Origin of the sequence: Burkholderia sp. FL-7-2-10-S1-D7 (genome assembly GCF_001524185.1) — a bacterium.
GTDB classification, from domain to species: domain Bacteria; phylum Pseudomonadota; class Gammaproteobacteria; order Burkholderiales; family Burkholderiaceae; genus Burkholderia; species Burkholderia diffusa.
Genome location: NZ_LOWY01000014.1, coordinates 439724 through 451525 on the forward strand (window position 1 = coordinate 439724; position 11802 = coordinate 451525).

Consider the following 11802-nt stretch of genomic DNA (forward strand, 5'->3'; position numbering starts at 1 on the left):
ACGGCCGCGCCGCACACGTCAGTCCGACGATCCCGTGCCGCGCGGCCGCTCGATTCCGTACGCTTCCATCCAGCGATAGAGTGTTGCACGCGACACACCGAGCTCGCGCGCGGAAGCGGCGACGCGTCCGCGCGTGCGCAGCAGCGCGGATTCGATCGCTTCACGTTCGATCGACTTGCGGATGTCGGCAACGGACGGCGACGCCGCATCGAGACAGTATTCGAGCTCGAGATCCTGCGCGGTGATCAGGCGCCCTTCCGTCATCACGACCGCTCGCCGCACGCGGTTGATCAGTTCGCGGACATTGCCCGGCCAGTCGTGCTTGTAGAGCGCCGTGATCGCATCCGTCGAGAAGCCGCGCACGCGATGGCGCGCGTCGCCGCGAAAGCGTTCCAGCATGTGATGCGCGAGCAGCTCGATGTCCTTGCCGCGCGCACGCAGCGGCGGCTGATCGATGCGCATCACGCAAAGACGGTGGAACAAGTCCGCGCGGAAACGCCCTTCTTCCATCGCTTCGCGCAGGTCGACGTGGGTCGCGGAGACGATCCGCACGTCGACCGGCACCGGATCGCTGCCGCCGAGGCGATGAATCGCGCCCTCCTGCAGGAAGCGCAGCAGGCTCGCCTGGCTCTCGTGCGGCAGGTCGCCGATTTCGTCGAGCAGCAGCGTGCCGCCGTTCGCGGCCTCGACGTAGCCGATCCTGCGTGCGTTCGCGCCGGTAAACGCGCCGCGCTCGTAGCCGAACAGTTCCGATTGCAGCAGGTGGGGCGGGATCGCACCGCAGTTGACCGCGACGAACGGGCCGTTTCGCCGTTCCGAATGACGATGGATTGCGGCAGCCGTGAGCTCCTTGCCGGTTCCCGTTTCGCCGAACACGAACACCGGTGCGTCGGTGCGCGCGAAGCGCCGAACGGTATCGAACAGCCGCAGCATCGCGCTACAGGTGCCGACGATGCCGTGCTCCCGCGATTCGAGCGCTTCGCGATCGCGCGCGAACAGGCATTCCATCCCGTACGCATGGCCGACCGTATCGGCAATTCTCTGGTGCGACGCGGGTAACGTGATGTAGTCGAAGCAATAGTCGCGCAACAGTGCGCGCACGTTCGGCGAGGCAGTCTGGCCGGTTTCGACGAGCGCGACCCATACGACATCGCGCATCGACGCGCAGGTCGACGCGATGCTGCCGATCGCGTCGGCGTGGCCGCCGCTCAGGTCGAGGATGCCGCAGGTGATTTGGCCGGTGGTGTCGCGCAATTCATTTGCGTGCGCAACGACCGTCACTTTCCAGTCGCGCCGAGCAAGCTCCTTGCGCAGCATGACGGACGGCGACTGGGTCCAGTAAATCAGAGGACGCTGCCCGGTAGTCCTCCCCCCGCCTGCGCTTTTATCGCGCGCTATTGGCATATTCATAATGAACCGTCACTTTCTCCACTCCGCGAATCGTTCGCGTGCGCTGCGGTCGGCGGCACATGGCCGCCTGTCCGCACTGCGTTTCCGCAGTTTTGGCGAAGATCGAAACTGCACACGGCGAGGGCCCCCGGAGGTCGAGCCGGATGTCATCCGGCCTCGTTGTCATCGAACTCGAAGGGAACGCACGGCCACGGGAGCCGAGGCGTTCCGGCTTTCACGCGACGCGCCGTCAGGCGGAGCACGTCGGCAAACGGAAATTCCGTCCGCATTTGCGTCGCGTCGTACACGACAGTCGCGCCCGATGCTGAACCGGATAGCCGCCAACCCGCTTTCGGAATGGTGGCCTCACTTCATCTGCTCCTGAATTTACACCCCGTATCGAGATGGCCTTGTTACCAAAAGATAAATAACAATTCAGGCCATTACGCTGCCGCTCCGCCGGCGCGGCGCGCATTTAGCGACTCAGATTTGATTATCTACGACCATTCCTGTCAATCAGTGGCAAATCCCACTTTTCCGCAAGATCAGTGCCTCCCATTGCCCGCGATTCTCGCCTGAATCGCACAAAAAGTCGGGGCAACATGTTTCGTGCGTCGGTAATCGCGCGTCCAGCGCGACGCCAGCGTGACACATCGAACGCGGGTGAACCGGGCGTGCCCGTTACAACATCGTAACGAAGCGGCCGGCCGGATCGTCCGTCTCCTGTCGCGATGCAGCATGACGTCAATGCCTATCGCGTCATCTCCGGTCGCTGCCGGCATGGCGATGCGACAGGCTCCGCGCTGGGGAAAGCCCGCGCGCAGCGCCAAAGCGTCGGGCACGAGAAATGGCAAGTATGCGCGTGTTGGCCGGCGGGACGAAATGATCGCGGCCACATGAAGGACGCGCGCGCCGCGAGGAAATCGGCGATGGGGTAGACGGTGGTGTGCGAACGACAGCCGATCGCGATGCGCGACCTGCCCGCCGTGAACGATCGCAATCTTCAAGTGCGGCCCCCCGTCCTTCGATCTCGTTCGATACGGACGACCTCGTTGCGCATTTCGCAGCGGGCCGTCACGACGCGTCAATTATGGGAAAGCCGCCATACGTCCACCGTGTGCTACCGCACACTGCCCCGTTCGCGGCACGCGGCCCGTTTCGCGGCATCGGCCAGTAACGGGAGCGTGAGTACGCTTTCGAACAGACCGCCGCGCGCCGCATCCGCATCATGAATATCGTCGGCCCGCACACAACGAACGCGTTCGTGCAGCCCGACGTGCTGAAGGCTTCACACGAGGACGGCATCATGGAATGGCATTGTTGTGAATTCGAACATCTGAGCGCCATCGATCTTTACGCGATCCTGCGCTCGCGAAACGCGGTGCTGGTCGTCGAGGACGCGCACACGCATCTCGACATCGACGGCAAGGATGCGCACGCGCTGCACGTGTTCGCGTGCATGCACCGGGGCGACACGACGGAAGTCGTCGCCTACGCCCGCGTGCTCCCCGGCGACGACGCCGATCCGGACGTCGTGATCGACAAGGTACTGACGAGCGAGGCATGTCGCGACGACCGCACCCTCGAGCAACTGATGCAGCGCGCGCTCACGGCCGCGCAAGCCGCCTGGCCCGACGTGTCCGTGCGCACGCACGTGCCCGCACAGCGCCAGGCTTTCTACAAGCGTTTCGGATTCCGCAAGGCCTACGGCCCCTATCTCGAACAGGGCGCGCCGTTCGTCGGTCTCGTCCGGCCGGCAGGCCGCGCCGCCGGCGCGCTGCGTCAGCTCCTGTCGCGGACCCTCGCCGCGCCGCGATCGCGAGACGAGGACGCGCGCGTCGACGGCTGCGCACACAACCGGCTGTCCGCCGATACCGGAGTCAATCGATGAGCGCCATCCTTCGCCAGGTTCCCGAACCGGAGCTGCCCTGCATCTTGCCCGTCATTCTCGCCGGCGGTTCGGGCACGCGCCTCTGGCCGCTGTCGCGAGAGCAGTATCCGAAACAGTTGATCGAGCTGACCTCGAACGAATCGCCGCTGTCGTCGACCGCGCGCCGCCTGAACGGCATCGCGAGCGCGGCACTCGGCGACACGCTGCTGTTGGTATGCGGCGAACAGCATCGCATCATGAGCGCCGCTCAGGTGCTCGGGCGCGCGGCGCCTCCCCGTATCCTGCTCGAACCGGCCGCGCGCAATACGGCACCTGCGCTGACGCTCGCGGCGCTCGACGCCAGCGCGCTTGCGCACGACCCCATCCTCGTGGTCATGCCGGCCGATCACGTGATCGGCGACGTCGCCGCATTCCAGGAAACCATCGGACGCGCGGCGCGCTACGCACAGGAAGGCGCGATCGTCACCCTCGGCGTGCTGCCGCGCCGCGCGGAAACCGGCTACGGGTACATCCAGGTCGGCGAACCGCGCGCCGGTCGCCTCGGCGGACAAGGCGGCTATGCAATCGGGCGGTTCGTCGAGAAACCCAACGCCGCACTCGCAGAACGCTACCTGCATTCGGGCGATTATTGGTGGAACAGCGGGATTTTCATCACGCGCGCATCGATCTGGCTGAAGGCGATCCGCGCGCTCGCACCCGACATCCACGCGGCCTGCGACGCGGCATGGCGCGCGGGCACCGCCGAGGACCCGTTCTTCCGAATCGACGCGGCGGCTTTCGACGCCTGTCCGTCCGACTCGATCGACTATGCGGTCATGGAACGCCTCGCGCAGAGCCCCGAGCTCGGCATCGAAGGCATCGTGGTCCCGCTTTCCGCGGGCTGGTCGGACGTCGGTACCTGGGATGCGATCTGGGAAATCATGCCGAAGGACGATCAGGGCAACGTCGCGCGCGGCCCGATCGTATTAGAGGATACGCAGGACAGTCTCGTGCGCTCGGAAGGCCGGCTGATCGCGTGCATCGGGATGAAGGACGTCGTCGTGATCGAGACGCCCGATGCGGTGCTGGTTGCGAACAAGCACGACGTGCAGCGCGTGAAGAACATCGTCGCGCGCCTGAAGACCGAACAGCGCCCGCAGGCAAGCGAACACCGCAAGGTGCAGCGGCCGTGGGGACACTACGATTCGATCGATCTCGGCGAGCGGTTCCAGGTGAAGCGGATCGTCGTCGAGCCCGGCAAGCGGCTGTCGCTGCAGATGCACTATCACCGTGCCGAGCACTGGATCGTCGTGCGCGGAACCGCGAAAGTCACGCGCGGCGACGAAACCTTTCTGCTCAGCGAGAACGAATCGACCTACATCGCCGTCGGCGAGGTTCACCGTCTCGAGAATCCCGGCCGGATTCCGCTCGAGATCATCGAGGTGCAGTCGGGCGACTATCTCGGCGAAGACGATATCGTGCGGTTCGACGATCAGTATGGGCGGCCGGTTGTCGAGACCGTGCCGCAGCGCGCGTCGCTCGCCTCGCGCGAACCGGACGAGGAAGTCGCGGAACGCGACGTGATCCGATAGGCGGATGCGGATCGCGGCGGCGCGCGCGACGATGACGGGCGCCGCCGCGCGGACGAGCGGCGGCGGTCCGTTCACCGCGTGTCGCCGCAAACCGGCGGCCCACGCGACGCACCGTCAGTCGATTCCGCCTTGCGACCAGCGCGCCTGCCTGACTGACTCCCGCACGCGCGGCAACAACGACGTATCCGCGCCGACCGCGTCACCGGCGGCCGACGGTGACTGAAGCACGGCTGAACACGGCGCGCCCTTCGCTCGCCCTCCCGATGCCGTCGCCGGCCGGCCGGCCGCGCAATCGTGCGCAGGGTCGATCCGGACCGCCATTCCGCCGATCTCCGACAGTTGGTTGTCCGCAATACGTATGCCAGACACGTTTCCCCACAGACGAATGCCGTCGAATCGCGCATGCGATACGCGGTTGCCGATCACGGTGACGCGCGACACCGAACCCGACCAGGTGCTGACCTCGATCGCCGCCTGCTGTGTAATCGGGCGCGAATCGGGCCGACCCGTCGCGGTCTGGATATCCGCGATCGAGTTGCGCTCGATGCGAATGTCGGACGAGCCGGCGGTGCGGTTGCTGTCTTCCTGCGCGACGAGAATCCCCGAGCTCACCTGGACGTTGCGCACGATGTTGTTCGAGATGGTGACGTTCGCACCGCCGACCACCGTGATGCCCCGGCCCCACGGATTGCCCTCCAGCGAGTTGCCGGTAATCAGCACGTTGCGCGTCAGCACGCCTTCCGCCTGGTAACTCACCACGGCGATCATGTCGTCGCCGGTGCCGCGAACGACGTTGCCTTGCACGAGCACGTTGTGCGAGCCGTGCGTCATGTGAATGCCGTCCGCCAGCGTCGACAGCACCTCGTTGCCGACGATCGCGACGTCCGCGCCGCCGAACACGAAGATGCCGGCTCCGGCGCCGCCGTCGACCACGTTGTCGAGCACCTGCACGCCGCGCCCCGTTACCTCGACCTTCGTCGACGCGGGTGTCGTGAGCCGCGTCGTGCCGGTTCCCGCGAGCCGGAAGCCGACGAGTGTCGTACCGTCGCCGCGCATCTCGATCGTCTGATCGTCGGGGGTTGTCGCGATCAGCGTCGCGCCGTAGCCCGACACCACCACATTCGGCTGCCACACGACCAGCGAACGGCCGATCACGTACCGCCCCGGCGCGAATATCAGCCGCTGGCCAGGCTGCAACGCGTCCAGCGCACGTTGCAGCGTGTCGGCCTGATCCCCCGCGTCCGCGGCGGGACGAACGTACGCATCCGGTACGTTCGCATGAAGCGCACCCGGTGCGGGCGTGACGACTGCTGCCACGGCACTCCCCGGCCACGCCGGCCCGCCTGCCATGCACATGCCGACGATCGCCGCGCATGCGAGGAACGGGCTTTGCGATCTACGCATATCGAATCTGCTCCCTCGAATGACTTCGTGCGCGTCGGCTGGCGCAACCGAACACGGCATGCCGGCCGGGTTGCCTGCCCGTGATACCGCCAAAGCGGGCGACGCGATACGTTCGATTAGATCATTCGAAACAGTCGGGTTTCGGTACGTCAACAGACCAATGCCCCCCGCTTGCGCGGCGCGATCTCGCGTGCCGTTGCCCATCGCGCTTCCCCTGAAGCGAATCGCGGAACGGTAGGCTCGCGAACCAACTGCCGATCGGCGACGCGTATCATGGCCATCACGCGACGCGACCGTGCTACGGCATCATCCCAAGGCACCGGCCGCACGCGATCCGGCGTCGTGGTCCCGACGTGCCGTGCGCCCGGCGGCGCACCACGCGCGCTGCACACGGATCGCCCGCCCTTCGCTCGTCCAGCCCCGTTCATGACCGACCTGACCATCGCAATCTGCAACTACAATCATGGCGCGTACCTGCGCGACGCGATCGATTCGGCGCTCGCACAGACCGCGCACGATGTACGCGTGCTGGTTGTAGACGACGGTTCCACCGACGATTCGTGCGACATCATTCGCTCGTACGGCGAGCGCGTGACGGCGGTGTTTCAGGAAAATCGCGGTCAGGTCGCCGCATACAACCGCGCGCTCGAGCACGTCACGACGCGCTACGTCATTCTGCTCGACGCGGACGACCTGCTCTATAACGACGCCGCGACCCGCGTGCTGGCAGCGTTCGCGTCCGGCGACTTCGTGAAGGTGCATTTCCGGCTCGACGTGATCGCTCGTGACGGTGCGATGACCGGGGCGAGCGTGCCGCAGTCAGCCGTCGACACCGATTGTGGCCGCCTGCTGCGCGCGGGCTGGCTGTACCCGTCGCCGCCAGCATCGGGCAATGCATATCGGGTCGATGCGCTCAAGCGCATCTTTCCGGTGCCCGTCACCCCGGACAACCTGCATGGCGCCGACTTCTACGCGATCTACGGTATCGCGTTGCTCGGCAACGTGCACATGATCGATGCAACGCTCGGCGGCTATCGCGTGCATCAGCAGTCGGATACGCGCCCGGCCGACGACACGCCAGCCCTTGCCCTCACCAATTCGGAAGACGCCGCGACGGGCGCGCTGAAGGCTGAACGCCGGTGGTCGACGCTGCGCATGATCGCCGGCACGCGGCTGCACGAGGCATTACCAATCGCGCCGCTCGACTTCGCGATCGAAAAGGCCCGCTTTGCCAGCACGCTGTATCACGCGCCGCTCGTGCGACGCTGGCGGTGGTTCCTGTGCGAATCCGGGCGCTACTGGCAAACCGTGCTCCGCAATCCGTTCTGGGGTCCTGCCAAGAAGGTGGCAGTCGCCGGGCTGTCACTCGCGTGCCTGCTGCCGTCAACAACGCTCAGCAACCGCGCGATTCACTACATCTCCAACCCGCTCGCACGCGTGCGCCGGTCATCCGGTCATCCCGCCGACGCTCGATAGCAGCGTGGTACCCGCGCTTCCGGCACCGAATCGCGCCTTCGGTAAGCCATCGCACCCAGTGGGTCGCGCATGCGCTGCACAATGATCCAGACCAGTAGATTCACGCGCACTGACCGGATTTCGCCGTGTTCTCGTCTCCAGTCGTCGTAGTCGAACGCCGGCATCCGATGTTCAGAGGAATCTAGCCGCCACGTAGAACGCGGTATGAATTCGTCGTGCTGCTCGTGTTCGGCGCTCTCCGGCAACGTCTACCCGACATTGCATTGCCTGAAATCACCGGGCCGCCTCGCCAGCTCACACACGCGACCGCGACAGCAGGATCCAATGGCCAAGACTGCCATTCATTTATCAATCAGGAATGCATAGTTTAACGAACTCGACACCGAGACCGCACGATTTTCAGGTTGCTCATCGTCACGATGGGCGATGAATGTGCGATCGGATCGCTAGACCCGAAGATGACCAAAGAAAAGATTGTTCATATTGCCGAGGCATTTGGTGGCGGCGTGCTGTCGATGCTGACCCATCTCGCGAACCATGCTGCGGCAACCGGCGTCGACGTGACGGTGCTGCATTCGATCCGACCGGAAACCCCGATCGATTTTTCAACGCTATTCCTTCCCGACGTGAAGCTCACATACGTCGACATGGCGCGCGAAGTGAGCATTAAACAGGACCTGCGGAGCTTGCGTTCGCTGGTCCGCAATTTGCGCGACTGCAAGCCGACCGCGATTCATCTGCACTCGTCGAAGGCCGGCGTCCTCGGCCGAATCGCCGCGCGGATCGCGGCCCCGGATGCGAGGGTCCTCTACTCGCCGCACGGACTCTCGTTCCTGCGCCGCGACGTATCGCGCATGAAGCAGTACGCCTACCTGAGCTTCGAACGCATCGCGGCGCATATCGGCGGAACCATCGTCGCGTGCTCGGGCAGCGAACTCGCCGAGATCAGGGGAAAGGTGCGGGCGAAGTCGGCGGTTCTGGTGGAAAACGGCGTGAACGTGGCGGAGATTCCGCCGCGTCGAACGCGCGACGATCACAAGGTCGTCATCGGGATGAGCGGTCGGGCGTCGTTCCAGAAGAATCATGAGGCATTCGTGCGCCTCGCCGACGCGCTGCATGGCGCGGACGTCGAGTTTCTCTGGATCGGCGGCGACGCCGCCGAGATTCCGGATCCCGGCCAGCGCCGCGCCGTCGTCTGCAGCGGCTGGGTAACTCGCGCTCGTGCGCTCGCACTGACATCGGAACTGGACATCTATGTCCAGACGTCCCGCTGGGAAGGCATGCCGGTCGCGCTGATCGAAGCGCAGGTCGCCGGCATACCGGCCGTGGTGACGGACGTCGTGGGCAATCGCGACGTGGTGATTCACGGCGTGACCGGCTACGTCGCGTCGAACGCCGACGAGATGACCGCGTATCTGCGCCTGCTCCGCGACGACCGGCAGCTTCGCGAGGAAATGGGTGCGGCTGCCCGGCAGCGGGCGATTCAGCGATTTTCGATGAACGCGATCTTCCGTCAGTGGCACGGCCTTTACGGACTCGACACCAACGAGCCGCGTGTCGACACACGCGACTTCAAGCCGGTTGTACCGGATCACGTCAAAGCCTGATTCCGATTTCGACACCCCTTATCGACATGACCGCTTTCAAGAAATCGAAGCAATTCGTATACAACGGACGATTCACGACGCAGAAAACAACCGGCGTGCAACGCGTCGCGCGCGAACTGATCGCCGCACTGATCAAGTTTCAGCCGCAGGAGCCGGTGACCGTGCTGGTGCCTCCGCAGCCCGGCGTCGAAATAAGCGGCGCGAAGACGGTCAAGGTGGGGTTTTACAAGGGCGTGGTCTGGGAGCAACTCGTTCTCCCGTTATTCGCGCGCCGCGGCCGCATCGTCAATCTCAGCAATTCCGCATCCATTTTCATCGGCAACCAGATCATCTACATGCACGACGCGGCGGTATTCGACACGCCCGCGCATTTCTCCCGGCCGTTTCGCATGTGGTACCGGATCATGTTCTGGATCCTCGCGCGAACCTCCGTTTGCGTGCTGACCAACTCCCGTTTCTCGCGGGATCGCCTCGCGTATCACTGCGGCGTTTCCGCGGAGAAGATCAGCGTCGTGCCACTTGGTGCCGATCATCTCGATGCCCTGGAACCGGACACGAGCGTGCTCGACAAGCACGCGCTGACGCCGGACCGGTTCGTGCTCGCGGTCAGCAGCATGAACCCCACCAAGAACTTCGGGCGGCTGATCGCGGCGTTCCGGCAGATCAACGATCCGTCCGTCGATCTCGTCATCGTCGGCATGCAAAACACCACCGTGTTCGGCAAGCAGGATCACCTCTCGGCAGCCGAACCGAACATCAAGTACATGGGCTACATCAGCGACGAGCAACTGAAGGCGCTGTACCAGAACGCGGCGTGCTTCCTTTACCCGTCGATCTACGAAGGCTTCGGCATACCGCCGCTCGAGGCGATGCGATACGGCTGTCCGGCGGTTGTCGGTAAATCGGCCGCACTGCCGGAAGTCTGTGCCGATGCGGCGCTGTACTGCGATCCGTATTCGCAGGACGATATCGCGCAGAAGTTGCGGAGCCTGCTCGATTCCGCTGCGCTCAGGGCCGAGCTCAAACGTAAAGGAAGCCTGCACGCGGAGAAATATCGCTGGAGCCGGAGCGCCGAGATGATGAAGGAGATCTTCGAGTCACTGTAGGGCGATCGCGGCGTGTGGTCATCGGGAAAGGAACCGATCGACACGCCCTGCCCTCATGCGCTGCCCGGCGCCCCGGCCGAGAGGCGCAGTTTCACGCAGTCGCGCCAACAGCGGCCCGCATGCTCGGCAAATTGGCGCAGCTACGCGACGTTGGCCGTGCTGCCGGCCGCGGCCCGTCGATTACCGAACAGGCGCTTGCCGAGATACGACCTGATCGGCTCCTCGACGAATTTCGCGAGGACGGCAGCGGCGACGATCGAAACGCACGCAGCAAGAATCGCCGTCCTGACCACGTGGATGTCGCCATGCGGCGCATACGCGAACACCAGCCTTCCGATCGGGTAATGCACGCAATAGAGCGGGTACGAGATCCAGCCGAGGAACGCACTGATACGTGCAATCACCTTGCCGCTCGGAGCCAGCATGGCGCCCCGATAAACCAGCGCAGGCGCGATGAACAACAGCACGGCAAGCGCGTAAATTCCCTTGATCGACGTCGGAAACACGACCATCAGCAGGAAAGCGACAAACAGCATGTAGTCGTTCCTGATGTACCCGGCGACAAACCAGTGCGGCCTGACCGGGAGACTGGCGTCGTGCATCTTCCCGATCGCAACGCCCAGCAGGAACCCGTAGCCGACCCTGAAGAATCCGCCGATGAAGTTATCGGCCGACCAACCCTGATTCAGGATGACGGCCAGCTTGTCGTTGTCGAGGCCCACGAGCCACCCATACACGACGAAAGCGCCGAGACACGCATACGCCAGGCGCAGCAGATTCTGCGCATTCATCCTGAACGCCGCGATCAGGACGACACTCGCGAACAGCTCGAAGAACAGCGACCATGCAGGCGGATTCAGAGGAAACACCCCTGGGTCATCGACTGCCGGCAGGCCGTGATTCGCCGCGCCGACGAAGCCCGACACAGAGAAACGACCGAGATACGGAACGAGAAAATAGTTCTGCCCGGAAGCAGCCGCCAGATTACCCAACGAAAACGCCGCCGACGAGTGGATACGCATGACGACGAGGCTCACCAGCCCGATCGTGAGCCCGATGCATATCATCGGATACAGGCGTATCACTCGTCGCTTCAAATACTCGCCCCACCACGACTCCTGACGCAATCTTTCGCCGTAAGCGTGCGTCAGGATGAAGCCACTCAGCATGAAAAAAACGTCTACCGAAAGATACGCGCTCTGCAGTATCGGAATCGGCAGATCCTGAAGGAAATGCATGAACATCACGCTGATTGCCGCAATGCCGCGCAACCCGTCCAGAATTTCAAACTGCTGCTTTTGAATAGCCATGAAAAGTGGTGGCTCCGGGAAATATTGGTTTTGGGACCCGGCAATCTA

8 protein-coding genes are annotated in these 11802 nt (G+C 64.2%); 5 read left to right on the forward strand and 3 right to left on the reverse strand.

Annotation, left to right across the window (positions count from 1 at the left end):
• Positions 1-18 precede the first annotated feature (18 nt).
• Positions 19-1410, reverse strand: a complete 1392-nt coding sequence (locus WS75_RS06480) for a sigma-54 dependent transcriptional regulator (RefSeq protein ID WP_059679674.1) — start codon at positions 1408-1410, stop codon at positions 19-21.
• 1285 nt (positions 1411-2695) lie between these two features.
• Here WS75_RS06480 and WS75_RS06485 point away from each other — a divergent pair.
• Together WS75_RS06485 and WS75_RS06490 are read left to right on the forward strand one after the other, a co-directional pair.
• The gene (locus WS75_RS06485; RefSeq protein WP_059679753.1) at positions 2696-3280 is read left to right on the forward strand and encodes a drug:proton antiporter; all 585 of its coding nucleotides are present in this window, start codon (positions 2696-2698) and stop codon (positions 3278-3280) included.
• Positions 3277-4851, forward strand: coding sequence for a mannose-1-phosphate guanylyltransferase/mannose-6-phosphate isomerase (locus WS75_RS06490; RefSeq protein ID WP_059679675.1), 1575 nt, complete (start codon positions 3277-3279; stop codon positions 4849-4851). Before WS75_RS06485 ends, WS75_RS06490 begins: the two co-directional genes overlap by 4 nt.
• 114 nt (positions 4852-4965) lie before the next feature.
• Here the strand turns inward: WS75_RS06490 and WS75_RS06495 are convergent, their stop codons facing one another.
• A complete protein-coding gene (locus tag WS75_RS06495; protein WP_059679676.1) occupies positions 4966-6255 on the reverse strand; it encodes a right-handed parallel beta-helix repeat-containing protein in 1290 nt (429 codons plus the stop codon).
• A gap of 426 nt (positions 6256-6681) precedes the next feature.
• Between WS75_RS06495 and WS75_RS06500 the strand changes: the two genes are divergently transcribed.
• The 3 genes from WS75_RS06500 (at position 6682) to WS75_RS06510 (ending at position 10444) form a co-directional block, all read left to right on the forward strand.
• On the forward strand, positions 6682-7731 hold the full coding sequence (locus WS75_RS06500; protein WP_059679677.1) for a glycosyltransferase family 2 protein: 1050 nt from the start codon (positions 6682-6684) through the stop codon (positions 7729-7731).
• Positions 7732-8189: 458 nt separating this feature from the next.
• Positions 8190-9338 (forward strand): glycosyltransferase, encoded by a 1149-nt coding sequence (locus WS75_RS06505; protein ID WP_059679755.1) that lies wholly within the window; start codon positions 8190-8192, stop codon positions 9336-9338.
• A 26-nt stretch (positions 9339-9364) separates the two neighbouring features.
• Positions 9365-10444: a glycosyltransferase family 4 protein gene (locus WS75_RS06510; protein ID WP_059679678.1), complete on the forward strand. Its 1080-nt coding sequence runs from the start codon at positions 9365-9367 to the stop codon at positions 10442-10444.
• 140 nt (positions 10445-10584) lie between these two features.
• On the opposite strand, the gene WS75_RS06515 is transcribed toward WS75_RS06510, so the two are convergent.
• Complete coding sequence (locus tag WS75_RS06515) at positions 10585-11754, reverse strand: acyltransferase family protein (protein WP_059679679.1); 1170 nt, start codon at positions 11752-11754, stop codon at positions 10585-10587.
• Between the last annotated feature and the right edge of the window lie 48 nt (positions 11755-11802).

What these genes read in the sequence shown, in the direction of transcription:
- WS75_RS06480 (WP_059679674.1), bottom strand. Translation starts at nt 1,410, where the DNA reads ATGAATATGCCAATAGCGCGCGATAAAAGCGCAGGCGGGGGGAGGACT.
- WS75_RS06485 (WP_059679753.1), top strand. Translation starts at nt 2,696, where the DNA reads ATGGAATGGCATTGTTGTGAATTCGAACATCTGAGCGCCATCGATCTT.
- WS75_RS06490 (WP_059679675.1), top strand. Translation starts at nt 3,277, where the DNA reads ATGAGCGCCATCCTTCGCCAGGTTCCCGAACCGGAGCTGCCCTGCATC.
- WS75_RS06495 (WP_059679676.1), bottom strand. Translation starts at nt 6,255, where the DNA reads ATGCGTAGATCGCAAAGCCCGTTCCTCGCATGCGCGGCGATCGTCGGC.
- WS75_RS06500 (WP_059679677.1), top strand. Translation starts at nt 6,682, where the DNA reads ATGACCGACCTGACCATCGCAATCTGCAACTACAATCATGGCGCGTAC.
- WS75_RS06505 (WP_059679755.1), top strand. Translation starts at nt 8,190, where the DNA reads ATGACCAAAGAAAAGATTGTTCATATTGCCGAGGCATTTGGTGGCGGC.
- WS75_RS06510 (WP_059679678.1), top strand. Translation starts at nt 9,365, where the DNA reads ATGACCGCTTTCAAGAAATCGAAGCAATTCGTATACAACGGACGATTC.
- WS75_RS06515 (WP_059679679.1), bottom strand. Translation starts at nt 11,754, where the DNA reads ATGGCTATTCAAAAGCAGCAGTTTGAAATTCTGGACGGGTTGCGCGGC.